This window comes from Sinobaca sp. TMA16-18 (genome assembly GCF_059510535.1).
In genome coordinates, this window is record NZ_JCAKFM010000001.1 from 444,393 (window position 1) to 468,818 (window position 24,426).

The window sequence follows — 24,426 nt, forward strand, 5'->3', positions numbered from 1 at the left end:
GCACTAAAATATACAAAATGACAGTAAAAAAAGAACCCCGCCCGGGATTCTTTTATTGTTCTTCTAATACCGCTTCTACTTGTTCTTTAATAGCCGGTGCCTGCTGGCCAAATAAGTCGTTTTGTTCAGAGTGAAGAAATTCTCCATTTTCATCAAAGACCGAATAGCCGCGAAAAGACGTATTGCCGTTCTGCATCTCTGCCTTTTCAATAATTTCCATGTCCGGGTCGGAAAGCAGCGAATAAGAGAGCCCGGCGGATGTTTGGAACGAAGCGTGATTTTCCGGTGAATCGGTACTTAATCCATATATATCTGCATCAAGATCCTGAAAGGTTTCCTGCTGTAATTGCAGCTGCACGAGCTGCTGTTGGCAGGCCCCTCAATCAACACCTGTAAAATGGAAAAATACGATTGGCCTGTCATTGCTTGAAACGGATACTTCTTCTCCGGATTGATCCTGCAATACAATGTCCTGTCCGCCTCCACAGGCAGCCAGCAGAAATACTGCGGAAAACAATAAGACAAGAAATGAGTTCTTTTTTACATTATGCATGGATTGATTCTCCTTTAGTCGTTAACTAATGCCTGTACATCATCTGCAATTAAATCGGTATCATTATCGAGTCCGTCATAGCTCCGGATAATCTGGCCTTCCGGATTTACGAGGTAAAAGCTTGTCGGATGGATAATGTCTTCATTCTCTTCATCTTTTTCTACGGTACTTAAAAATGACTCTCCGGCCAGCGCCTGCATTTCTTCATCACTGTATCCCGTCAGAAAGTGCCAGCTGGAAAAGTCGGCTCCGTATTCTTCACCGTATGCTTTCAAAGTTTCCGGATCATCGTTTGAAGGGTCGACAGTAAAGGAAACAAGAGGAATACCGGCTTCCTCTTCCTCAAGCTGGCCCTGCAGGCTCAGCATGTTCGGGGTCATTAAATTACAGACCGTCGGACAGTTGGTAAAAATCATATTCGTGACCCAGTAGCTTCCTTCCAGATCTTCATTGGTCACTGTTTCATTATCCTGGTTTGTATAGGCAAAGTCTTCTATCATCATATCGGCTTCTGTTAAATCGGTCCCGTTTTCCGGTTCCGCCCCGGAGAATAAAAAACTGCATCCTCCAAGAAATAAAACTGCTGCTGACCATACACTCGTTACTAACATTCGACGCACGCTTTTCACTCCAGTATTTTCATGCTGTTATTTTTGCGGGTGGACAGGAATATCGCTGATGGAAAGCTCTCCATCCTGCTGCTTTTCTCTGCTCAGCCACTGTTTAAATACAAATCCAATCGTAGATACGTACACAAACTCCTGCATTACTTTCATCATGACGCCGGCGAGCTGCTGATCTGTATGGGGCTGCATAAACTGAAGCCCTCCGCCCGCTGTACTCGCCAGCCCTGCCGGCATTTCGCTTCCTGCCGGCAGGCAGTAAGCCATGACGCTGGACCACACAGCAGCGTTGGTATACGTTTCATACATTGGCGAGCCTGCAAAGATAATCAGGGCACAGGCCGGCGTGATAAGAATACCGTTTCCAAAAATATAAGCAATCCGCTTTAATTCAGACAGCTGATTCGTGGTCGGAACTGGAGCCAGCATATACCACCACATTAGAAAAGCGGCGCCAAAAAGCATCCATTGGTAAAGATCATGATAAATGGGAGCCTGCATTAAATAATCAAACACCCCGGGCAGATGATAAATAGAAAATAATGCATTAAACAACAGCAGCGCGGTGACCGGATGGAAAACGTGCGATCCTATCCGGGCCGGCCGGCCTTGAAAGCGCTGGAGGATGCTTTTCCAGACTTCAGGAGGAACAGAAAGTATAAACAACGGTACCGCTATAAAGTAAACAAGCACCATCTGCGCCATATGAAATGTCATAATGGAATGACCCGCTGTATACAGCGGTCCCCCCCAGCCCAGGTAAACTGCTGTCAGCGCCCCTCCGAAATAAACCAGCCTTTTTGTTTTCAGGGATTCTATGTGTTCTGCCTGTACCTTCGAATAAACAAGCCGGTAATATAAAAAAATGAATAGGATAAGTATGATAATAAGTTCTGGTGTCCATACAGCCCGGAAGGAGAACATGGAGAAGTAATCCTGCAACTCTATCCCGCCTTTCTTTTCTTTCTGCCATTCCTGCAGTAAAATAGAAAACAGTGGTTCAAACGCTGAGCAGCTTTAACCCAATAAAACGTTTCCATTATATTTTAGCACAGAAAAGCAGGGAAATTAATTACTAGTTTTATAGAAGAAAGATGGGATTAACATGACAAACGAAAAATATCTAATTGCAATTGATCTGGACGGCACGATGCTCAAAGAGGATAAAACCATTTCCACCAAAACCTACTTTGCTATTAAAGAAGCCTTAAAGGCAGGCCATGAAGTAGCTATTGCAACCGGACGTCCGTACCGCGCGAGCAAAATGTACTACCAGCAGCTTGGTTTAAAGAGTCCAATCGTCAATTTTAACGGAGCTTACGTCCATCATCCAGGTAACAGCGGATTTTCAATACACCATTCGCCGCTCGAGCTTGATACAGCACGGAAAATTATTGAAACCTGCCGCTATTTCAAAGTAAATAACATGATGGCTGAAGTCGCCGATGATGTATTTCTGGATGATTACGATGAGCAGTTTATTGATTTATTTGCACTGGGGGGCACGCCTGCAGCATTTGGAGACCTGAGCCGGCTCCTGCAGAAAGATCCAACCTCGCTGCTTGTGTACCCTAAAGAAAATCATGCCGAAGAACTAAAAGAACTACTGTCCGGTAACCATTCCCAGGCCATTGAACAGCGCTCCTGGGGGGCCCCGCATCATATGATTGAAATTATTAACACCGGCAACAATAAAGCAGAGGGGCTGCGCAGAATAACATCCCACTACAACATTCCAATGGAGAATGTCATTGCATTCGGTGATGAGGACAATGATTTAGAGATGATCAGCGAAGCCGGTTTCGGTGTGGCAATGGGCAATGCTATTGATGATTTAAAAGACGCGGCTAATGAAGTAACATTAAGCAATGAAGAAGATGGAATCGCCGTTTACCTGAATAAAAAGCTCGGACTTTCTGAATTTTCCATTCAGACAAACAAGCAGGGTTAATCACCTGCTTTTATTTTTCTGCAGAGAAAAACATTTTCCTGTGGTAGAATAATGAAGGAAAAAGTAAACGCTTAAGAAAGGAGCCAGCACATGATAGTATACGAAGTTCCCAAAGACGCCTCCGAGGAAATGATTAAAAATGTAGCCGATCTGCTTATGGGGCAGATGGAATCCATCGGTCTTGATAATGCATACGAACTGCTGATTAATTCCATTCACCTGACACTCGAAGAAGGCTCCAATGCCCATTTGTTTGTGGCTGATGTAGACGGAGCGATACTGGGCGCGGCTTTTATGAATATTTCTATTTCCCTTGATAAGGGCGGCAAGTACATCTGGCTGAATGATTTATTTGTTGATAAAAATCATCGAAATAGAGGAATCGCTAAAAAAATGCTCCTTAAAATTATTTATTGGGCCGAAAACAATGAGTTAAAAGGGATCGAGCTTGAAACCGGGATCAACAATGAAGCAACGAAAGCTCTTTATAACTCTTTAGGCTTTTATGATGTTGTGTCTAAACGGTACGGCTTCCGCTTTTAATAAGCCTGTTTGTTATTTATATAGTATCACCATCGTAAAGACGGCCTCTGCATCTCCGGAATTAATATAACGATGCGGCTTATCTGCCGCAAAACGAATAGCATCCAGCGCATGCAGCTCATGCATTTGCTGCGCTGCTTCAATGCAAATGCTGCCACCCTGCACAAAAATATACTCTTCCACCCCTTCCTGATGCGCTCTGGAGTGGTAATCGCACCCGGGCTCCATTTCCACCAGATAAGCCTCTACAGGGGCTTTTTTTTCTTTCAAAAAAACAGGCTTTACTTTAAAACGACTGTCCCCGCTTTCCAGTGCCTGAATGTCTGCACCCCTTATTACATATGCGGTTTCTTTATCTTCTTCGATAAATGAAGTAAAAGCGACGCCAAGCCCATCCGCTATTTTCCAAAGAGTTCCCACCGTGGGGTTTGTTTCTCCCCGTTCGATCTGCCCGAGCATCGGCTTGCTGACGTTAGTGTGCTCTGCCAGCATCTGCAGACTCCATCCTTTCTGATTGCGAAGCTCCCGAAGTCTTCTGCCAATTTCTACGTTAATGTCTTTTTTCATTGCGTTTCTCCCCTCGCTGATATACTATAACATACAAATAGTTTACTATAAAATACGATAAGGAGGCAGTAATGGATACGCATTCTTTACATCCGGCACCGGATAAATTTACAGGTTTAAAGCATGGCGCTGCTATTGCTCTCGGTTACATGCCGGCTGCTGTAACGTTTGGATTTCTGGCCCAGAGTACAGGTTTAACACTTATGGAAGCGTTTATGATGAGTACGTTTGTATTCGCCGGAGCGGCCCAGTATACAGCGCTTGGCCTGATCAGTGCAGGCACGGGTGCCCTGGAAATTATTATCACCACGTTCGTATTAAACATTCGCCATCTTCTGATGAGCGCATCTCTTCATGAAAAAGCAGAGCCGGATCACCCGGTTATAAAAGCCGGTTATGCCTTTGGTATTACAGATGAAGTGTTTGCGGTGACGTCAACAAATACAGGTACAATAAGCAGCGGCTACATATACAGTGTATTTTTAACCGCCTATGCCAGCTGGGTCTTTTTCACCGTGGCCGGCCACAGCGCAGGGGATCTGCTGCCTGCTTTTTTACAAACAAGCCTTTCATTTGCAATCTATGCTTTGTTTTTGGCCCTTCTGCTGCCGCCGTTAAAAAAAAGCCGGAAGGTTCTATTTCTTGCCGGAACAGCAGCTTTGATCCATGGCATGCTTTATCCGTTCATGCCGGAAGGCTGGGCGATTATTACCGCTGCCTCAGCCGCTGCCATTCTTATAGAATGGGTGGCTCCGGACCATACTAGAAAGGAGGAGCTGGTTGATGAGTAGTTCTATTTTTTGGATTATTATCGGCATGGCCGTTGTGACATATATTCCCCGTATGCTGCCATTCGTGGTGCTGAACGGAAAAAGGCTTCCATCGCGGATAGAAGGAGCGCTTCGAAATGTTCCCTTTGCTGCATTGGGCGCTCTGATTTTTCCCGGCATTTTATTTGTGCAGGATTCTCTTTTTTTTGGATTGGTCGGAGCCGCTTCTGCTATTATCTTAAGCTATGTAAATGAAAATATGGTTTTTATTGTACTTGGCTCTATTTTCATTCTTTCTCTGTTTCTGCCTATATTTTAAGCATCCACCGAATTGGCGGATGCTTTTTATCATTCTATAGAAAAAGAATCTTCCAGTTCTACAGGCTGTTCAGGGGGTTCTCCATTGATGTCGGAGACGAGCAGTTCAAACGATAACGTATACTCTCCAGGTTCGAGCAGATCAAAATCAACTTCTTCTTCCCATTTGCGGATGTTTCCCTCACCAATTGTTATTTCTTTTAACGCCTGGGTAAAAAGTTTTTCCTCTGCATAATTGTAAACGGGCTCTGATTTCCCTTTTTTATGAATGAAAACACTAATTTCCTGGCCGCTGTTAAAAGCAAGATCTAATGGTTCCCCGGAAATATTGGTCAAATCAAATTCCCATGTATAAGCTTCTTCGTTAAATCCACCGGAAAGCTCCCAATTATCTGTCTGCATGGATGGTTCCCCGCTTTCTGCCTCCTCCCGGCCTGCGGTCCCGCAGCCCGAAACAAGCATGATTCCCACAATCCCCACTGTCAGCCACTTCATACATTCACATCCTCTTGTAAAATCGTGTGGATTTCATACAAACAGAACGTTTTTATTTATCTTTTCGGAATATCCCGTAAATGCCGGCAGTATTCACGATATTCGTAAAGGCCTGCTCATCGACTTCCTGTATGACCTGCTGCAGCGCATACAGCTCATATCGGGTAATAACAATCATCAGCATTTCTTTTTCACTGGCATCAAATCCGCCCTTAGCCGGCAGCCTTGTAATTCCTCTTGTAATATTCTGATGAATAGCGTCCCGCAGCAAGTCCGGCTTCTTAGTAACAATAAACGCTGTGAGCTTCACATGACGGGTATGAATCGCATCGATCACTCTTGATCCTACATATAATGTTACAAGAGTATAAAGTGCACTCTCCCAGTTAAACAGCAGGCCGGCCGCAATAACGATAACACCATTGAGCATGAAAAAGTACGTACCTACCGGGCGGTCACTCGACTGCGCAAGCACAAGGGCTACAATATCCAGTCCGCCTGCAGAAGCGCCCCACTTAAGAGCAATGGCCGCTCCAATAGCTGTAATAACCCCGCCAAATACCCCGTTTAATAAAATATCGGAAGATAATTCAGTGATAGGTATAACTTCCAGAAAAAAAGTAGTCAGGGCAACATGCAGAAAGCTGTAAAATGTAAAGAGCTTTCCTACACGTATCCACCCTAGAACAGCTATAGGTATATTTAATATAAATAAGAGCATCCCCGTTGATAACGGAACCAGAGTGGATAGTATCTGCGCGATACCCGTCGCCCCGCTGGAAAAAACATTAGCCGGTATCAAAAACATATTTAATCCGACGGCCATGATCAGTGCACCAACAATGATGACACCAACCTTTTTTAATTCTTGAGATAACGTAGTATGCGTTGTTATCATAGTATTCCTCCCCTACAGCGGCAGCTTAAATATGTTTGGCCACCCATGAAGTCATCTGCAGCATCCCTGGCCTTGGAACTTTATGTCCCGCCTTAGGATCCAAATGATATTCCATTGGGCCGGCTGATTGTTGTTCGAGCGTTTTGTATAAATGATAGGCGGATTGATAAGGCACTACATCATCCTCCCGGCCGTGCCAGAAAAATAATGGGCGGTCCGCTATCGCTTCGGGGGCAGCTGAAAGATCGAACGGATGAAGCCCATGTAAAATTTCCTGTGTTTTTTCTTCTGATTCTTCCCACAAGTTATTGCGCTTAAGGCCTTCAAGTTGGGCCTTTGCCAGATCCCCCCAGGCCGGATCACCCATCAGACTGATACCGCCTTTGATCCACGGGTACACTTTAAGAGCACCAAACGTTAAAATCGCTCCCATAGATGTTCCCCCGACAAACAAGCGCTCATCTAGTATCCAGTTTCTTTTTTTTATTTCATTATAAATCGTTTCTGTGTCCCTTACGGATTGAACGACAACCTTCCAGAATTTTGACATTCGTTCTTTTTCTGAAATGTCTTCAGACCGTTCTCCGTGCAGAACAGCTTCCGGAAGCAGTACACGTATGTTTTTCTCCGCAAGCTGATAGGCAATTGGAAGATTATGTTCTTTCGCACTGGAAAATCCGTGCCAGAACATAACAACCGGAGCCGGCCTTCCGGCTAAAGATTTTTTATGAATATGTAGCATTGGGATCTGATTAATTGTTTCTTTCTCAATGATGTACATAATAACCGCCTTTTGATTTATATAATCCTATATCATTGTACTTGATCCATCATGGGATTAAAAGAGAAGGACCTGCCGGAAATGTTCTTTTTCCTTATAAAATAGTAAAAAACTGCCCTAATTACAAGGGCAGCTTCTGTATTACTTACTGGAATCTTTATGCGTGCTTTTTACAGGTTCTTCGCCGGATTCCTGCGTGCTGTTAAAATACTGGACAGAATTCACTGCCCCTTCAGACACCATTTTGTTGTCGTCTATATCGTGGGGATCAGAATGACCCGTTTTTTCGTTCAAATATTTATCTTCATCCTGCTTTGTTTTATTTTTTGCTGCAGCCATGCCCCGGTCAATATTTCCCCTGACCTGGCTTCTTGCATTTTCACTTTTCAGCAGAATGGTTGCTGCTGTGGTAATGCCTGCAATGATTAAAATAAATAGACTCTTTTTACACATTGTATTGTCCTCCTTCGTTGTTCTTTGCTTCACTTGAATCTCTTCCCTTATTAAAGCAAGCTAAAACGCTTCCTTCTTTAAATCGTGTTGTTATTTTTCGTACAGGTCATTAATATTTTCCAGCGGGTTTTCCATCCCGATCTGCATTTCTTCATCCCAGGTAAGCATGCCCCCGGCAAAGTTTTTCACCTGGCCGAATCCATTTTCTTTCAGGTAGTGGGCCGCATGCTGGCTCCTGCTGCCACTTCGGCAGATTAACACATAAGATTCATCTTTTTTCATCGATTCCGCCGCTTCCGGAATTTGCTGCATCGGCAGAAGCGGCACACCTGGAATGTGTCCTTCCACATACTCGGAAGGTTCTCTTATATCAATGAAAATAGGAGCGGACTGATTGTCTTTATACAATTGTTTCAACTGCTGGACGTCTATCTGCTCAATTCCTTCTATTTTCTCACTCATCTTATATCCCCACTCCGTTGTTTTAATTTTTAATACCATGCTGCGCTTCATATTCATCCAACGATGCCTTCCGGTTTCGAAGCTTAATCAGTCTGAACGTATGCGTTACAATCACTTTACCAACAGCGTAAGCTGGTACAGCTAGAATTAATCCGAGCAGACCGGCAAACTGGCTGGCCACGAGTAACAGCAGAATAATCGTGACAGGATGAATATGCAGTCGTTTTCCCATAATCTGCGGGGAGATTAAATTGCTTTCAATCTGCTGAACAACAACCGCGACTATAATTACATAGACCGCCATTAAAGGATCTTGGAACAGACCGACAATAACCCCTGGAAATGTCCCGATCCACGGTCCTACAAATGGAATAACATTTGTCACCATCGCAATCAGAGCCAGAATAAGCGCGTATTCGAGACCGATAATGATATAGCCGATATAAATCAACACACCGACGCATATACTAACGAGTACCTGTCCCACAATGTACGAACTTAACGCCCGGTCCATATCACGCAGAATGCGGAATCCCTCTTCTTCCTGTTTTTTCGGAAGCAGTCTGAGAATCATAGCCGGCGCGCCTTTTCCTTCTTTAAGCATGTAATACAAAACAAAAGGAATAACGACAGCTATGACTAAAGCGCCTGCAATAGAAGTGATAATGCCAATAACATTTCCCCCTATGCCGCTTAGGAAATCTGTTAAATAAGTGGATAAATCAGACAGTAATTCGTCGAGCGAGGAATACCCCGCCTGATCTAATGCACTATCAAACCACGGCTGCTGCGATACCGTGTTCAGCAGACTTTGAGCTTCCTCTACAAATGTCGGCAGTCCATCAATCAGGCTTGTCACCTGTTCCTGAATAATAGGACCGAGGAAAAACACGAGACCCGTAAGCAGACCGGCAAATGCCAAATACAAAATAAGTATAGACAAACCACGCGGCAGTTTTTTTGATAACAAGTTGACGATTGGACGAAATACGTAAAACAGCACTCCTGCGATTAATATTGGAGCAAACAATGTAGAGACTAAAATAACAATAGGTGTGAAAATAAAATCAATCAGCGTTCCCAGATAAATAATCAAAAACGTAAGCAGTATTCCATAACCAATATTAAAGTACTTGCCTTTAGGCATTTTACCACCACTATTCTCAGATTTTCATTACTTTATTATAGCATAATTTTTTTACCGTTCTGTCCGCCTTTCTGCTTTCTTTAAAGCAGCACAGGACTTTCTTGTAACGAGCTTGTGGCTGACAACTTTTTGGTAAGCCGGCTTATCCGTATGTTCCATACCGAAACATATTGCTTTAGCCGCCTGCCTGCCCAGCTCGGAAATTTGAATATCTATTGTCGTTAACGGCGGGGAGGCTAACGAGGCAATAACAACATTATTAAAGCTGATAACAGACATCTGCTCCGGTACGGAAACACCCTGCTCATGAAGATAATGAATAATTTCCAGTGCCATCATGTCATCTGCAGCTACAACAGCTGTGGGCGCCATCTGTAAATTAATCAGTTCCCGGGCAGCTTTTCTGCCACCATCTGTTTTGCCGGCATTTTTAAAAATAAGGCTCTTTTCTACCGGAAGGCCGGCTTCCCGCAGAGCGGATATATATCCCTTTTCATGATCTGACGTCACCTCATAGTCTTCTCTGCCGCCAATAAACGCAATGCGCTCATGGCCAAGCCTGCACAAGTGGGAAGCAGCTTCCCGGCCGGCCTGTACGTTGTCATTATTCACAAAAGAGGCTTCCGGGAAAGGAGCCGGGCTGCCGATAACAGTATAGGGAAACTTCATTGTTTCCAGATAACTCCGCACCTTGTCTTCTTTTAAAGAATACAGAACAATTACTCCATCAACCATTCGATTTTCTACCATTTTTCTGACCTCTAACAGCTTTTCCTCTTCTGTCTGGCTCGTTGTTATATAGAGGCCTTCTCCTTTTTCGGAAGCATATGTACTTATGCCCTTTAAAATCTCCGGAAAAAACAAGTTCTGAAAGGAAGATCCTGCGTCGTTGGGCATAACAATCCCAATCGTATTCGTTTTTCGTCCTGCCAGACGCCTCGCATGAAGATTAGGAACGTAACCCATTTCTGTCATGGCCCTGCGTACCCTCTCTTTTGTTTTCTCACTGATACTCGGATGGCTCGATAATACTCTTGATACAGTTGACGGCGCTACCCCTGCTTTTTCCGCCACGTCTTTTATTGTTATTCCCATTATTTTCTCCTTTTGTAAAATGTAAACGCAAAAAGACAAAGCAGGTACACTTTGTCTTTCGTCGCCGTCTATTCTTATACCCTATTATGAGTAAATGGTAACTTTGTTATGCAGACTTCCCAGTTCCTCGGCTGAAATAGCGACCTCATCCCCATTCTGGAGGAATTTAGGAGGTTTAAACCCTTTTCCTACTCCTGATGGCGTTCCCGTTGCAATAATATCTCCCGGGTAAAGCGTCATTCCTGCTGAAAGCGTGGAGATTAATTCTTTGACGGAGAAAATCATTTTATCCATGGAAGACTCCTGGCGCAGTTCTCCATTTACATAAGTCCGAAGAACAGGATAAAACGTTTCCCAATCTTTGTCGAGAAGAACAAACGGCCCGAGCGGACAGAAGGTGTCCATGCTTTTTCCTAAGTAGAATTGTTTATGACGGGCCTGAATATCCCTTGCGGTTACATCGTTTAGAAGGGTAAAGCCGAATACATGGTCCAGTGCCTGGTCCTTTGGGATTTTCTTTCCCTTTTTACCAATAATAACAGCAATTTTCCCTTCATAATCGAGCTCTTTCGTGACTTGTTCATCCGCTTCGATTGTCTCGTTTGTCCCGATAATGGCAGTGGGAGGCTTTGTAAAAATAATCGGGTGCTCCGGTATGTCTGCTTTGCTCCCCATTTCCACTGCATGCTCAGCATAATTTTTTCCCACGCACATAATATTTCTTTTTGGATAAATAGGTGGAAGAACAGCGGCAGATTCGACAGGCGTCATAAGAAGCAGGCCCTGATTATCATATGCCCATTTTTCCAAGTGCTTTAATTCACCGAAGCGGCTTTGCTTCCACTCTATGGCTTCTTCCATAGTAGATGGTATATCCAGACCGGCCCGTGTTTTTATTTCGTCCAACGAGACTATACTTTCTTCGATCATTATTCCCAGTGCAGTCACTTCGTTTTCTCTGTAGGATACCAGCTTCATTACTCTGTCCTCCTCGTTATATCTGCCGCAAATTGTTCCACGTGGGCGGAGGCACGGCTTCGTTTCTTTTCCCTGTCCTGTTCGGAACAATCTATTACATTACCCAGATGACAAAATGGAACGCTCCTGAATCCGCAGAATGACAGAATATGCTCCTGCCAGTTGTCTTCTGTTATCTTTTTCAAACCGGACTGCCGGAATTCCTCTTCCGGTGTGCCGGTCGTATAAATAAACGTAATCGGCTTTGCATCCATTAATGGAACGGGCTTTTCTTCTTCCACCTCATATGCAAATTTATAAGAAAGCACCCTGTCCAGGTATCCTTTGCCAACCGCCGGAAAGCTGCCCCACCACAACGGGAAGAGCGTAATAATGCCGTCTGCTTTTTTTATATACTGATGTTCTTTTTGAACATCATTGGAGTAAACCCCCTCCACAGAAGCGTTATACTCTTTTTTGGAAAGAGAAAAAACAGTCAGCTCTTTTTCCGGCATACGTATATCTACGTTATGACCGGCTTCAATCAATTCCTCTTTTATCCGGGTTAAAATAGAGCCGTTGTAGCTGTCTGTATCCGGATGAAAATACCAAATAAGAATGGAAGCCACAATATCCTTCCTTTCTATTTTCCTGCTGTTATGAATGATTTACCTATTGGATAATCGGAAGGCTTTCCAATATAATAGCCCTGGGCCAGATGAAAACCAAGCTGTTTTACCACATCTAGTTCTTCTTTTCTTTCAATACCTTCTGCCAGCATTTTTATGTTATGTAAGTCTGCTTTTTTCAGCATATGTTTAAGTTTTTCCTGTTTTTCTGCGCTTTGATCGCAATAAGAAATCAGACTGCGGTCTACTTTGCCGAAGTCAGGCTGTAATTGTTCCAGCATTTCTACTGTAGCAAACCCTGAACCAAGGTCATCAAGCGCTACGTTCACTCCATAATGCTGATACGTTTTAAAAATGTTCTGCAGATGGGCAACGTCCGCTATTTCCTCTGTTTCCACTACTTCAAAAATAAGATCGGCCGGATCTACCCCATGCTCTTTTACTATTTTAAATGTTGATTTCAAGCAGTGGCTGGGATCATAAATAGAAGATGGAAGAAAATTAATAAATCGTTTCGTTCCCTGACTTAAATGGCGGGAACTGTGTGCAATAGAAGACATTCTGGCCTGACTGTCCAGCATAGACTGAAGATCTGCTTTTTGTGCATATTCAAACAGCTCTCCAGGATAAAAAAAGTGTCCGCTGCTCTTAGGTCTCATTAAAAATTCATGGCCCATCACTTCCGAGCTATGTAAATTGATAATTGGCTGCATATGATGTGTAAATAATCCTTCGTTAATGATTTGAAAATACAAAGGATTTGATATTCTTTCTTTAAGCACCGAAAGCTCCTGCATGTGGCCAAACACCGAGGCTTCATTCTTCCAGGTCCCTTTTGCTGAAGTACCGCTGTCCAGTAAATCCGCTTCCAGGTTGCCGACAATTCGAACAGCCTCTTCCAAACTGCGAAACGGGGCGTGAATAATCCCGTTTTCCTGCTCTATTCCGACGTCTCTATCGTTTAAATGTTTAACAAGTAAGGTGGTGCCGCCGGTATCTGCTGCGGTAAACAAAAAGGTGCCATTGTCTTCCAGAGAAGGGACCATACTGCAATTTGAACATCCTGCCATTGCGACTCCTCCTATCTATCTGTTTAAATTATATGACTCATTTCCCATTATACTTCGAAAAAAATGAATAAACAAACCTAAAGAACTAGCACTTTAGGTCTGAATATATTCTATTTTTGTTGTAACTCCCTATATTCTTCCATCAATTCCTGAATCGCTTTCCGCAATGGCTTTTCTCCATCCTGGACTAACTTTTTACTTTCGGCAAAGTGCGTCTGCAGCTGCTCGCTTTGATAAAATGAAGATGTTAATTCATCGATCATTAATCGTTCCATCCACTCCGATACCTGCTCCCTGCGGCGCCGGTCAAAATGGCCATTGTCCTTCATTGTGCGTTCGAAGGACTGGATAACAGACCAGATGTGATCCAGTCCTTCTCCAGTTAAAGCCGATACGGTATAGGCTTTGGTCTCCCATCCCGGGGAAGCCGGCTGCAGAAAATGAAGCAGGCGGTTATACTCCGACTTAGCTAATTCGGCCGGCTGCTTGTTCTGCCCGTCGGCTTTATTAATGAAAACGGCATCTGCTATTTCCATTAAGCCTTTTTTTATACCCTGCAGTTCATCTCCGCCTCCGGTAAGCATTAACACCATAAAAAAGTCTACAAGCGAACGAACCGTCAGTTCGCTTTGTCCGACACCGACTGTTTCGATAATAATGACATCATATCCGGCGGCTTCACATACAAGCATCGTTTCCCGTGTTTTCTTAGCCACTCCACCCAGGTTTCCTCCTGTTGGAGAGGGACGGACATAGGCATCCGGGTGTTTCGAGAGTTCCCCCATCCTCGTTTTGTCTCCAAGAATACTGCCTCTGTTCACACTTGAGGATGGGTCAACTGCAAGCACCGCCACTTTAAATCCACTTTCACACAGCTGCATGCCCAATGCTTCAATCAACGTACTTTTTCCCGCTCCCGGCACTCCGGTAATCCCAATTCGAATTGATTTTCCAGTGTACGGCATTAGTTGTTCAAGGACCTCCTGAGCATCTTCAAAGTGCTTTGCTGCGCTGCTTTCAATCAGCGTAATCGTTTGTGCAATAGAAGCCCGGCGTCCCTGCCTGACTCCTTCCACATGCTCGGCAGGTGTTAATTTCTTTTTTCGCGTGCTTCCCATCCTCATCCTTCCTTTCGGACTAAGCTTCCCGAAGCCTGGACTGTACTTCTTCTACTACTTGTTTAGCTGCCGTCGGAATGACCGTTCCCGGTCCAAATACGGCTGCAGCGCCTGCCTCTTTCAAACTATTGTAATCCTGGGAGGGGATCACGCCTCCGACAATGACGACAATATCTTCTCTTCCTTCTTTTTTCAATTCCTTCATAACTTTCGGCAGAATCGTTTTATGCCCTCCGGCAAGAGAGCTCATGCCAAGTACGTGGACATCATTTTCGATGGCCTGCTGCACGGCTTCTTCCGGGGTTTGGAACAACGGTCCTATATCCACATCAAAACCGAGGTCTGCAAATGCTGTCGAAATAACTTTTGCTCCCCTATCATGTCCGTCCTGTCCCATTTTTGCAATCATAATCCGCGGCCGGCGTCCTTCTTCATCGGCAAATGCATCGGTTAGTTTTCTAACGTCGTCCACGATTTCTCCTTCCCCGAACTCAGCACTGTACACACCGCTGATCGATCGGATCACCGCCTGATGCCGGCCGGCCACTTCCTCCAGGGCAGAGGATATTTCGCCGAGGCTTGCCCGGACTCTGGCAGCATCCACGGCTTTTTCAAGCAGATTGCCTTCACCGGAACGGGCGGCTTCTGTTAACGCCTGCAGTGCGGTTTCAACTGCTTTGCCGTCCCTTTCTGCTTTCAGCTTTTCCAAACGCTGCAGCTGGGACTGCCGGACCGTCGTATTATCAATGTCTCTAATTTCAAGCGGCTCTTCTTCCTCCGGTTTGTATTTATTGATCCCTACAATCGTTTCCCGTCCGGAATCGATGTGGGCCTGCCTTTTTGCAGCGGCTTCTTCAATTCTCATTTTAGGAAGTCCGGCTTCAATGGCTTTAGTCATGCCGCCTGCTTCTTCTACTTCCTGAATGTGGGCCCAGGCTTTGCTGATCAGCTCGGCTGTTAATGTCTCTACGTAATAGGAGCCTCCCCACGGATCCACCACATCTGTAATTTCTGTCTCTTCCTGTAGATAAAGCTGGGTATTTCTCGCGATTCTTGCCGAAAAATCTGTAGGCAGGGCAATAGCTTCGTCCAGCGCATTCGTGTGAAGAGACTGGGTGCCGCCCATGGCAGCCGCCAGTGCTTCCATACTTGTTCTGGCTACATTATTGTACGGGTCCTGCTCTGTCAGGCTCCATCCCGATGTCTGCGAATGAGTGCGGAGGGCGGATGACTTTTCATTCTCTGGAGCAAACGGCTTAAGAATTCTCGCCCACAGCACCCTGGCGGCTCTCATTTTTGCTATTTCCATGTAGTGATTCATGCCAACGGCCCAGAAAAAAGATAAGCGCGGCGCAAATTCATCAATACTCATGCCGGCCCCAAGGCCCGTGCGCAGGTATTCCAGACCGTCGGCGAGCGTATAACCAAGCTCCAGATCGGCTGTCGCTCCGGCTTCCTGCATATGGTAGCCGGAGATGGAGATACTGTTAAACTTAGGCATATGTTCAGACGTGTAAGAAAAAATATCCGCTATAATTTTCATGGACATGTCCGGCGGATAAATATACGTGTTGCGGACCATGTATTCTTTTAATATATCGTTTTGAATTGTACCCGTCAGCTTTTCTCTGCTAACTCCCTGCTCTTCTGCTGCTACAATATAAAAAGCGAGCGTCGGAAGAACAGCCCCGTTCATCGTCATGGAGACAGACATTTTATCAAGGGGAATACCGTCAAATAATATTTTCATATCCAAAATAGAATCAATCGCGACTCCGGCTTTTCCGACGTCTTCTTCCACCCGGGGATGATCGGAATCATAGCCGCGGTGGGTGGCCAGATCAAAAGCGACGGAAAGCCCTTTCTGTCCGGCTTCTAGATTTTTCCGGTAAAAAGCATTGGACTCCTCCGCTGTGGAATAGCCTGCATACTGCCTGATTGTCCAGGGCCTCGTAATGTACATGGCGGGATAAGGGCCTCGTAAAAATGGAGTGATGCCAGATAAATAGTTAATATGAGAAAGATCTTTTATATCGTCTCTGGAATAAGCGGGTCGAACGTCAATCCCTTCTACGGTGGAAAAACCGGTTGTTTTCTGCTTCTCGTTCGCCTTTCCTGTTGAAGAAGACGTGCTCAACTGTATTTTTGAAAAATCCGGTTTAGTCGGCATACGCTTTCCCTCCCATTTTTTCCCGGAGCCACACCAGGCTTTGATACACATTTTTCTTTCTGTTCAGGCAGAGATCTATTATTTCCCGGCTGTCTTCCCCTGCAAGCATTAGTGTACCGGCATTCTTTTTTATCGCTTTCAGCTGTTGTTCTTCAAGCAGCTGGTACTGCTCATCTGATCCGCATAAAACGACAGGCAGGCTGTATTTTTTCGCTGCCTGCTCCGCTTTTTCTATCGTGTCTGCCTGCTCACTGACAATGGTATATCCGCCCGTTCTCAGAAATCCGGCTGCAAAATCCATTCGTGGTTTGCAGGAAGCCAGAGAGCCGATTCCAAGTACGAGGAGGGACAGACCTTCTCTCTCAGCAGCGGCTGCCTCTATTGTCATCCGTAACTGTTCAAACCGTTCCGCATCACGTATTAACGGCATGGAATCCACCTGCGTGAAGTCTTTCTGTGTGCCGTCGGACATCTCCCTAAGAGAATATCCTTCATCAGCCAGCTGCAGCACTTCTATAAATGTGGCCGCTCCTGTCTTCCTGTCTGAAGTGCGCTTTTGCGGATTGGTGTATTCGCTTATTTCCTTCTTATCATCAAATCCTGGAGATACAGGCTTTTCTTTTTCATTAGGATACATATTAACACCAATGATTCCTTTTTTTCGTTCTTCTATCTGTTTCAGCCGCATTTCTCTGCTTGCTGCTGCCTGCTTTTGGATCACACCGGATGCCAGCGCAGATGCCATACCGCCCTCTTTTTCTATTTCCTGAAAAAGTGACCAGGCTTTTTCCGCCAGCTCTCCTGTTAACGCCTCTACATAAAAGGAGCCGCCCGGCGCATCCATTGTTTTTCCAATATGGGCTTCTTCCTGCAGAATAATCTGTGTGTTCCTGGCAATACGCTTCGCAAAAGAAGACGGCTTTTGGATAACTTCATCAAAAGGAGCAATATGAAGCACATCTACGCCCCCGGCGGCGGCGGCAAATCCTTCAATCGATCCTCTGAGCATATTATTAAACGGATCATAGATTGTTTTCGTGCGCTGTGATGTAGAGCCTCTCAGCTCCATCCGGCATTCTTCATCCGAGGCACCGAATGCTTTTGCAGCATTAGCCCATAACAACCGTGCTGCACGCAGCTTAGCCATCTCCGAAAAGTACCTTCCGCCTGCCGGCATATGAAACACAAGAGAGCGAAGAGCCCGCTGCAGACTTACACCACGCTGAAGGGCTTCATTTATATAGTAGACGCCGGATGCTGTCATAGCAGCCAGCTCCTGGGCCATGTCTGCTCCATTATTGTGCCAGGCTTCGCTTGAAACACGCAGCACAGGGAAATCCAGCTTCTCCTGCTCCTGCCATTTTATTACTTCCACAATTTGATCAACAGCGGTATCTAAAGACGTACTCAGCTTTCCGGTTTCAGCCAGTTCAGAGAGAGGATCCACCGTAATACTTCCATCAAACTGCTTCCAGCCTTCCTTCTGCTGCAACGCCTGAATCCAGATGGAAAAGAAGGGCCACACCGGACCTTCTGCATGAAGGGAAATCGAATATTCTCCTACATGAATGCCTTCCAGCACTTTTGCAGCATCCTTTTTAGAAAACACGCACACGCCAGTTGCCGAAACAGCACTGTTCTGTTTTTGAAAATCTGTATTTATACGGATTTCAGACCCGTCCTGCCCTTTAAGCATCCCTTCTTTTATTTCCATATTTACTTTCTCCGGCAGCCTTTCAAATGTCTGTTGGATAATTTTCCACGGTTTCTGCTGATTCTGAAACGCTCTATTACCTCTTGTATAAGGAAAAGCACCTGAACGCATATTGTTTTTGGCAGCTTCCGGCCGGTCAGCATTTGTGTAAAGCGGCTTAATCTCTATGCCTTCTTCGGATTGATGGATTAATTCCGCGGCTGTTTTTCCTTTGAGTGTTTTTTTTACTGCCTCTTCCCATTCTTCCAGCGACGGGACTGGAAAAAGGCAGATATCATTCAGTACCTGCCGGCTGTCTTCATTCTCGGCCATCGTGCAGTCCTCCTTTTTTATAGGGGAATATTGCCATGCTTTTTGGCTGGTTTCTGCTGCTGTTTTCGGCGCAGCATTTCAAGGGATTCTGCTAAAACGGTTCTTGTATCTCTTGGATCTATGACGTCGTCAATCATTCCATTGCTTGCAGCAATATATGGATTGGCGAAACGATTACGGTACTCTTCAATCTTTTGTTTTCTTGTTTCATCCGGACTGCTGCTTTCTTTTATTTCCTTTGAAAAAATAATATTGGCGGCACCTTCCGGCCCCATAACTGCAATTTCTGCATTGGGCCAGGAAAAAACAAGATCCGCGCCGATCGCTTTGCTGTTCAGTGCGACATAGGCACCACCGAATGCTTTTCGTAAAATAATCGTAATTTTTGGCACCGTCGCTTCGGAGTAGGCATATAGAATTTTCGCCCCGTGGCGGATAATTCCGCCGTGCTCCTGCTGAATGCCGGGAATAAACCCGCTGACGTCTTCCAGCGTCACAATCGGTATATTGAAACAATCGCAGAAACGAATAAAACGTGAGCACTTGTCGGAAGAATCAATATCCAGGCCGCCTGCCATCATTTTAGGATTGTTTGCAACGATGCCAATGCTTTCTCCTTTAATTCTCCCAAATCCAATGACCATATTTTTTGCAAAATCTTCCTGTACTTCTAAGAACTCTTCTTCATCCAATATACTTCTGACTACGTTTCGCACATCGTACACTTTGGTTGTTTCTACAGGGACAATATCAAGCATTTCATCAATGCGGCCTTCTTTTTTCTTTGTCGGTGCCAATATAGGCGCTTTTTCCTTATAGCTGGAAGGAAGGTAACGAACCAGCTCCCTGACCCGACTCAGCACTTCCTCTTCCGTCGGCGCCGTAAAATGGGCGTTTCCACTCTTTTTAGCGTGCACTTTTGCGCCGCCGAGTTCTTCCGAATTAATCGTTGCACCGGTCACGCTTTCAATTACTTTCGGGCCGGTAATAAACATCTGGCTCGTTTTTTCCACCATAAATACAAAATCTGTAATAGCCGGTGAATATACGGCGCCACCGGCACAAGGCCCAAGAATCACGGAAATCTGCGGAACAACACCTGAATAAATCGAATTACGATAGAACACATGGCCGTATCCATCGAGGGAAAGAACACCTTCTTGAATGCGTGCCCCGCCGGAATCATTCAGTCCAATAATAGGAGAACCGTTTTCTGCAGCAAGATCCATCACTTTGGCGATTTTTAACGCATGCATTTCTCCAAGTGCTCCTCCATATACGGTGAAATCCTGGGAAAAAAGAAAAATCTGTTTCCCTTCAATTTTTGCGTAGCCGGTCACTACGCCTTCTCCGGGGGCTTCCAGGTCGCCGTCCCCTACACTTCCTTCAATAAAAGGATTCAGCTCCACAAAGCTTCCATCATCCACGAGCATGTCTATTCTTTCTCTGGCTGTACCTTTGCCGCGGTCGTGCTGGGCTTCCATTCGGGCTGCCCCGCCCCCCATTTTTACTTTTTCTCGTCTTTTTTCCATTTCATCAATATAATCAATCATATCCCGGCTCATTTAATCATCTCCTTTTAAAACGCTTACATTCAATTGTAAAAAAGAAATCTCCCGATTCCGGGGAGACTCTTCTCTTCATTTATTATGCTTCTTTAACGAGGAAAAGCGGCTGGCCGTATTCCACCAGTTCTCCATTTTCAACAAGAATTTCTACAATCTCGCCGTCAATTTCGGCTTCGAGTTCGTTCATCAGCTTCATTGCTTCCACTATACAGACGATAGAATCTTTTTTCACGCTGTCTCCTTCTTTAACGTACGGACCTTCTTCCGGAGATGGAGCGCTGTAAAATGTTCCTACCATAGGAGAAGTAATTTTGCCTAGGTGGCTTGTATCTGCTTCTGTTTTAGTTTCTGTTTCTTTTTGTGCCGCTGCCGGCTCTTTGGCTGTTTCCTGCGGCTGCTCGGAGGCCGGTGCTGGTACCTGTTCTTCTCTGTTTCCTGCCGGCTCTTCTCCCTGCCTTTGTCTAGAAGGGGCGGATACGGCAGAGGCCGTCTTTTTTAGTAACAGTTTTGTTTTATTTTCTCCTCTTATTTCAAGTTCTTCCAGAGAAGAGTTGTCCAATGCTCTAATAAGTTCTTTGATTTCGTTTACTTTATACATGCTGTTCACTCCTTTAATTAGATGGCCGATAAAAAAAATATTGATAATCCGGATTCTGCCTGGCTTCTTCAGTAAGAACGGAATGCATAATTAAATCGGCGTAAATATCGGCTATTTCCTGAATGGAATATTCCCCTTCCGCCTTATACCATTTATACGTCCAGTTGATCATTCCAAATATCGCCATGGATGTAATTGGAACCGGCAGCTCTTCACGGAATTCGCCTGCTTCTTTACCTTCCTGTACTACTTTAAACATAAGATCTTTGTACTTTTTACGTTTCTTTTTGATATTCTCATAAAATTCCGGGGATAAATACACACTTTCCTGATAAAACACGGTGACATGAGGACGGTATACTTCAAACATTTTCACAAACGAACGGACCGTTTCGTATAGTTTTTCAGCAGGTGTTTCATTCACGTCATGGGCTTCTACAGCTTTATCTATCACATAAGTTATAAATGAATCATGAATTGTGTAGAGCAGTTCATCCTTGGAACGGAAATTATGATAAAAGCCTCCTTTAGACGTACTGCTGTCTTTAACTATCGTGTCAACGGTTACTGCATGAAAGCCGAATTCTTCAAACAGCTTTAATGCAGAGTCTGTTATGCGCTGCTTCGTTGATCTTGAAGGCAAGTTAACTCACCTGCTCTTTCTAGAAGGACGGCAGATGAACCTAATCCTCCATTATGTTGTACTGTTCCAAAAACCCTGTGTTAAAATCCCCATCCTCAAAAGCTGGATGATTTAAAAGTCTTATATGGAATGGAATCGTCGTATACACGCCTTCCACTACAAATTCTGATAAAGCCCGCTTCATTCTCGCTATGGCTTCCTCCCGCGTTTTTCCACGCACGATCACTTTGGCTACCATCGAATCATAATGGGGGGTGATGGTATAGCCTGGATATACAGCACTGTCCACCCTGACGCCGAAACCACCCGGTGGCAGATATGTTTCAATCCGTCCTGGAGAAGGCATGAATTTTTTCATCGGATTTTCCGCATTGATCCGGCATTCGATGGCCCATCCCTCCACTTTAATATCACGCTGTTTCATAGAAAGCGGGTTTCCAAATGCTACAGAAATCTGTTCTTTAATTAAATCTGTATTTGTTACTTCTTCTGTTACAGGGTGCTCGACCTGGATTCTCGTATTCATTTCCATAAAATAGAAATTTTTATGTTTGTCCAGTAAAAATTCAACCGTTCCGGCTCCGCAGTAGTCAACGGCTTTTGCCGCTTTTACGGCTGCGTCACCCATCTGCTTACGTGTTTTCTGGTCAAGAGCAGGAGAGGGAGCTTCTTCCACCAATTTTTGGTGGCGCCTTTGAATCGAGCAGTCCCTTTCTCCAAAGTGCACAGCAGCTCCTTTGCTGTCAGCCATTACCTGAATTTCCACGTGACGCGGTTCTTCTATATATTTCTCTAAGTAGACACTGGCATCGCCAAAGGAAGTCTGGGCCTCCTGTTTAGCCATGCTGATAGCTTTAGCGAGTTCTTCTTCACTTCCAGCTACTCTCATTCCTTTGCCGCCGCCGCCGGCTGAAGCTTTTACGATAACCGGGTAACCGATCTCATTTGCAACCTTCAACGCTTTCTTTTCATCTTCAATAAGCCCTTCCGTTCCAGGTACAATAGGAACTCCTGCAGCTTTCATCGTTTCCCTGGCGCTGGATTTTGCCCCCATTTTATTAATTGCTTCTGATGATGGGCCGATAAAAGTAATATCGTGGTCTTTGCAGATTTCAGCAAATTCCGCATTTTCTGCAAGAAATCCATAACCGGGATGAATAGCTTCTGCTCCCGTCATTAATGCAGCTGAGATAATATTTGTCTTTTTCAAATAGCTCTCGGCTGATGAGTAAGGACCAACACAATAAGCCTCGTCTGCCATCATGACATGCAGGGCTTCACGGTCGGCTTCTGAAAAGATTGCTACCGTTTCAATGCCCATTTCTTTGCAGGCACGAATAACACGAACCGCTATTTCTCCTCTGTTTGCAACTAAAATCCGTTTAAACAATCCAAACCACTCCTCTCATTACTATCTTTATATATTAGACCGACTGGTCCGTCTCCCCCAATTAAATATATTCCCTCTTCTCTTATTTTAATGAATCCGCTCTCTATCTACAAGGTTTTTTTTATACGGTTTTTCCATGAGGTTTATATGTAAGCAGTTTAGGAAATATCTCTAGTAATACACGTCTATATATTGGGTCCTATAACATTTTTAGAGAGGAGTAAATAATGACATTGAATAACGAAGAAATCGAAACTCAACTGCAGGCCCTTCAAGGCTGGGAACGTAAAGATGCTAAAACACTGGAACAGCGTTATCAGTTTGATGATTTTTTATCCGGGATCCGCTTTGTTGATCAACTTGCTGAACATGCCGAGAGCGTGCAGCACCATCCGGAGATAATCATTAATTATACAAATATATCGATACGTCTTTCCACCCATGACGCCGGCGGGATCACTATGAAAGACGTAGATTCAGCCGAAGCGTATAACAAAATCTTTGATCAACAGTCATCGTAAGGTGTGATACAATACACTATACCTTTACTGCATACTGCCTGCTGTCCTTATTAAAAAACAGTATTTATTCATCTGGTGCCTGTTCTTTTAGTTTAGAGCCGGACTCGCAGGGGTACGTATAAAGGTATACATAATAGCTTATTCTTTTTTCTTTAAGAAAGGCTATGATGGTTATAATTACTATTTGGGAGGTCAAAGGCATGGATTTAATAGGAATTGGAGTATTAGTGTTTGGTATCGCTTTTGCTATTTTAGTTATTTTTCTCATTATCGTTTTGCGCAATTTGACAAGCGTACTGAGCAATGTCGATAAAACCGTGGAGAAACTTCCATCACAGCTTGACGATGTTATGAAAAATACGGAAAGCATTCTCAACAGCAGCAATACCACCATTGATGACTTGAACGAAAAAATGGGAGCATTAAGCCCTCTTTTCTACATCATTGGAGATGCCGGTGAAGCTACAAGAAAAGTTTCTTCCTCTCTCGTAGATGTTACAGCTTCTATGAAGAAAAACACGACTGAAGGAAACGAAACAACGAAGCAGAAGGATCTGGGAGGCATTTATGGAGCTGCTGCATTAGGTTATTACCTTTTCCAAAAGCGTAAAGCGCTTAAAGAAGGCAGCCACCAAGGGAATGCTTCTGTATGACCAGTGCCGGAGTAAAAGAAAATCGTTCTGACGAACCTACTTTCGTAACCGGCCTGAGCGTTGGTTTTCTTTTATCTTTTGCTTTAACTCTTTTAACAGCCCCTGTTCAGGGCAAAGAGTTCCGTGCTCAAACCGTAGAAAAAGCACAGCAGAAAAAAACAAGCTTCCAGGAAGCAAAAACAGAGAAGCTTGAGGAATTACAGCAGAAAAAAGAACAAAAGAAGCTGGAAGTTCAAAACAAAAAAGCAGCAAAGCAGGCGAAAAAGCAGGCCAAACGCGACAAATTTTATCAATCCGGACAAATCCGCTACGAGTTAATCCGCGGTGAAATGAACGGGTTGAAAGAAGACGCAGAAAAGGTAGCCAACCGCGACGCTCAAAATAAAGTGTATGCTGAGCACATCTAAACAAAAGCATCTGCCACTAC

At 44.5% G+C, this 24,426-nt stretch carries 28 protein-coding genes and 1 pseudogene; 7 read left to right on the forward strand and 22 right to left on the reverse strand.

Annotation, left to right across the window (positions count from 1 at the left end; translation table 11 throughout):
* Positions 1-52 precede the first annotated feature (52 nt).
* From AC5W14_RS02290 to ctaG, 4 genes and pseudogenes are all read right to left on the reverse strand, one after another.
* A pseudogene (locus AC5W14_RS02290) lies at positions 53-364 on the reverse strand (peroxiredoxin family protein); the annotation flags it as partial.
* Between the two features lie 15 nt (positions 365-379).
* On the reverse strand, positions 380-553 hold the full coding sequence (locus AC5W14_RS02295) for a hypothetical protein (protein ID WP_496059217.1): 174 nt from the start codon (positions 551-553) through the stop codon (positions 380-382).
* Positions 554-567: 14 nt separating this feature from the next.
* A complete protein-coding gene (locus AC5W14_RS02300; RefSeq protein ID WP_496059654.1) occupies positions 568-1,164 on the reverse strand; it encodes an SCO family protein in 597 nt (198 codons plus the stop codon).
* Between the two features lie 36 nt (positions 1,165-1,200).
* Positions 1,201-2,118 carry a cytochrome c oxidase assembly factor CtaG gene (gene ctaG, locus AC5W14_RS02305; protein WP_496193606.1) on the reverse strand — a complete coding sequence of 306 codons (918 nt, stop codon included), beginning with the start codon at positions 2,116-2,118 and terminating at the stop codon, positions 1,201-1,203.
* A gap of 163 nt (positions 2,119-2,281) precedes the next feature.
* On the opposite strand from ctaG, the gene AC5W14_RS02310 reads away from it, so the two are divergent.
* Both AC5W14_RS02310 and AC5W14_RS02315 read left to right on the forward strand, forming a co-directional pair.
* Positions 2,282-3,127: a Cof-type HAD-IIB family hydrolase gene (locus AC5W14_RS02310; RefSeq protein ID WP_496059215.1), complete on the forward strand. Its 846-nt coding sequence runs from the start codon at positions 2,282-2,284 to the stop codon at positions 3,125-3,127.
* A 90-nt stretch (positions 3,128-3,217) separates the two neighbouring features.
* The gene (locus AC5W14_RS02315; RefSeq protein WP_496059214.1) at positions 3,218-3,670 is read left to right on the forward strand and encodes a GNAT family N-acetyltransferase; all 453 of its coding nucleotides are present in this window, start codon (positions 3,218-3,220) and stop codon (positions 3,668-3,670) included.
* Positions 3,671-3,682: 12 nt separating this feature from the next.
* On the opposite strand, the gene AC5W14_RS02320 is transcribed toward AC5W14_RS02315, so the two are convergent.
* Complete coding sequence (locus tag AC5W14_RS02320; protein WP_496059213.1) at positions 3,683-4,237, reverse strand: helix-turn-helix domain-containing protein; 555 nt, start codon at positions 4,235-4,237, stop codon at positions 3,683-3,685.
* Positions 4,238-4,308: 71 nt separating this feature from the next.
* Between AC5W14_RS02320 and AC5W14_RS02325 the strand changes: the two genes are divergently transcribed.
* Both AC5W14_RS02325 and AC5W14_RS02330 read left to right on the forward strand, forming a co-directional pair.
* The gene (locus AC5W14_RS02325) at positions 4,309-5,028 is read left to right on the forward strand and encodes an AzlC family ABC transporter permease (RefSeq protein WP_496059212.1); all 720 of its coding nucleotides are present in this window, start codon (positions 4,309-4,311) and stop codon (positions 5,026-5,028) included.
* Positions 5,021-5,326, forward strand: coding sequence for an AzlD domain-containing protein (locus AC5W14_RS02330; RefSeq protein ID WP_496193607.1), 306 nt, complete (start codon positions 5,021-5,023; stop codon positions 5,324-5,326). The genes AC5W14_RS02325 and AC5W14_RS02330 overlap by 8 nt, the downstream gene beginning before the upstream one ends.
* A 29-nt stretch (positions 5,327-5,355) precedes the next feature.
* On the opposite strand, the gene AC5W14_RS02335 is transcribed toward AC5W14_RS02330, so the two are convergent.
* The 17 genes from AC5W14_RS02335 to accC all read right to left on the reverse strand — a co-directional run bounded on the left by AC5W14_RS02335 (position 5,356) and on the right by accC (position 22,825).
* Positions 5,356-5,820: a BsuPI-related putative proteinase inhibitor gene (locus AC5W14_RS02335; protein ID WP_496193608.1), complete on the reverse strand. Its 465-nt coding sequence runs from the start codon at positions 5,818-5,820 to the stop codon at positions 5,356-5,358.
* A gap of 52 nt (positions 5,821-5,872) precedes the next feature.
* Positions 5,873-6,718 carry a YitT family protein gene (locus AC5W14_RS02340; protein ID WP_496059209.1) on the reverse strand — a complete coding sequence of 282 codons (846 nt, stop codon included), beginning with the start codon at positions 6,716-6,718 and terminating at the stop codon, positions 5,873-5,875.
* A gap of 25 nt (positions 6,719-6,743) precedes the next feature.
* A complete protein-coding gene (locus tag AC5W14_RS02345) occupies positions 6,744-7,499 on the reverse strand; it encodes a serine aminopeptidase domain-containing protein (protein ID WP_496059208.1) in 756 nt (251 codons plus the stop codon).
* A gap of 141 nt (positions 7,500-7,640) precedes the next feature.
* Positions 7,641-7,952, reverse strand: coding sequence for a YbyB family protein (locus AC5W14_RS02350; protein ID WP_496059207.1), 312 nt, complete (start codon positions 7,950-7,952; stop codon positions 7,641-7,643).
* A 90-nt stretch (positions 7,953-8,042) separates the two neighbouring features.
* Positions 8,043-8,453, reverse strand: a complete 411-nt coding sequence (locus tag AC5W14_RS02355; protein WP_496193609.1) for a rhodanese-like domain-containing protein — start codon at positions 8,451-8,453, stop codon at positions 8,043-8,045.
* On the reverse strand, positions 8,437-9,561 hold the full coding sequence (locus tag AC5W14_RS02360) for an AI-2E family transporter (protein ID WP_496193610.1): 1,125 nt from the start codon (positions 9,559-9,561) through the stop codon (positions 8,437-8,439). The genes AC5W14_RS02355 and AC5W14_RS02360 overlap by 17 nt, the downstream gene beginning before the upstream one ends.
* A 51-nt stretch (positions 9,562-9,612) precedes the next feature.
* Positions 9,613-10,656, reverse strand: coding sequence for a LacI family DNA-binding transcriptional regulator (locus tag AC5W14_RS02365; RefSeq protein WP_496193611.1), 1,044 nt, complete (start codon positions 10,654-10,656; stop codon positions 9,613-9,615).
* Positions 10,657-10,740: 84 nt separating this feature from the next.
* A complete protein-coding gene (locus tag AC5W14_RS02370; RefSeq protein WP_496193612.1) occupies positions 10,741-11,634 on the reverse strand; it encodes a fumarylacetoacetate hydrolase family protein in 894 nt (297 codons plus the stop codon).
* Positions 11,634-12,242, reverse strand: a complete 609-nt coding sequence (locus AC5W14_RS02375) for an NAD(P)H-dependent oxidoreductase (protein WP_496193613.1) — start codon at positions 12,240-12,242, stop codon at positions 11,634-11,636. Before AC5W14_RS02375 ends, AC5W14_RS02370 begins: the two co-directional genes overlap by 1 nt.
* A gap of 14 nt (positions 12,243-12,256) precedes the next feature.
* A complete protein-coding gene (locus AC5W14_RS02380) occupies positions 12,257-13,312 on the reverse strand; it encodes an EAL domain-containing protein (protein WP_496193614.1) in 1,056 nt (351 codons plus the stop codon).
* A gap of 110 nt (positions 13,313-13,422) precedes the next feature.
* Entirely contained in the window at positions 13,423-14,436 is a 1,014-nt protein-coding gene (meaB, locus tag AC5W14_RS02385; protein ID WP_496059200.1) for a methylmalonyl Co-A mutase-associated GTPase MeaB, read from the reverse strand.
* A 13-nt stretch (positions 14,437-14,449) separates the two neighbouring features.
* Positions 14,450-16,600, reverse strand: a complete 2,151-nt coding sequence (scpA, locus tag AC5W14_RS02390) for a methylmalonyl-CoA mutase (RefSeq protein ID WP_496193615.1) — start codon at positions 16,598-16,600, stop codon at positions 14,450-14,452.
* Complete coding sequence (locus AC5W14_RS02395; protein WP_496059198.1) at positions 16,590-18,626, reverse strand: methylmalonyl-CoA mutase family protein; 2,037 nt, start codon at positions 18,624-18,626, stop codon at positions 16,590-16,592. Before AC5W14_RS02395 ends, scpA begins: the two co-directional genes overlap by 11 nt.
* Positions 18,627-18,643: 17 nt before the next feature.
* Positions 18,644-20,191, reverse strand: a complete 1,548-nt coding sequence (locus AC5W14_RS02400) for an acyl-CoA carboxylase subunit beta (RefSeq protein WP_496059197.1) — start codon at positions 20,189-20,191, stop codon at positions 18,644-18,646.
* 82 nt (positions 20,192-20,273) lie between these two features.
* Positions 20,274-20,792: an acetyl-CoA carboxylase biotin carboxyl carrier protein gene (gene accB, locus AC5W14_RS02405; protein WP_496059196.1), complete on the reverse strand. Its 519-nt coding sequence runs from the start codon at positions 20,790-20,792 to the stop codon at positions 20,274-20,276.
* 13 nt (positions 20,793-20,805) lie between these two features.
* The gene (locus AC5W14_RS02410; RefSeq protein WP_496059195.1) at positions 20,806-21,435 is read right to left on the reverse strand and encodes a TetR/AcrR family transcriptional regulator; all 630 of its coding nucleotides are present in this window, start codon (positions 21,433-21,435) and stop codon (positions 20,806-20,808) included.
* Positions 21,436-21,475: 40 nt separating this feature from the next.
* Entirely contained in the window at positions 21,476-22,825 is a 1,350-nt protein-coding gene (gene accC / locus AC5W14_RS02415) for an acetyl-CoA carboxylase biotin carboxylase subunit (protein WP_496059194.1), read from the reverse strand.
* A gap of 227 nt (positions 22,826-23,052) precedes the next feature.
* Between accC and AC5W14_RS02420 the strand changes: the two genes are divergently transcribed.
* The 3 genes from AC5W14_RS02420 to AC5W14_RS02430 all read left to right on the forward strand — a co-directional run bounded on the left by AC5W14_RS02420 (position 23,053) and on the right by AC5W14_RS02430 (position 24,406).
* Positions 23,053-23,346 carry a 4a-hydroxytetrahydrobiopterin dehydratase gene (locus AC5W14_RS02420; protein ID WP_496059193.1) on the forward strand — a complete coding sequence of 98 codons (294 nt, stop codon included), beginning with the start codon at positions 23,053-23,055 and terminating at the stop codon, positions 23,344-23,346.
* 200 nt (positions 23,347-23,546) lie between these two features.
* Positions 23,547-23,999, forward strand: coding sequence for a DUF948 domain-containing protein (locus AC5W14_RS02425; protein WP_496059192.1), 453 nt, complete (start codon positions 23,547-23,549; stop codon positions 23,997-23,999).
* On the forward strand, positions 23,996-24,406 hold the full coding sequence (locus tag AC5W14_RS02430) for a hypothetical protein (protein WP_496059191.1): 411 nt from the start codon (positions 23,996-23,998) through the stop codon (positions 24,404-24,406). The genes AC5W14_RS02425 and AC5W14_RS02430 overlap by 4 nt, the downstream gene beginning before the upstream one ends.
* The last annotated feature ends 20 nt before the right edge of the window (positions 24,407-24,426 follow it).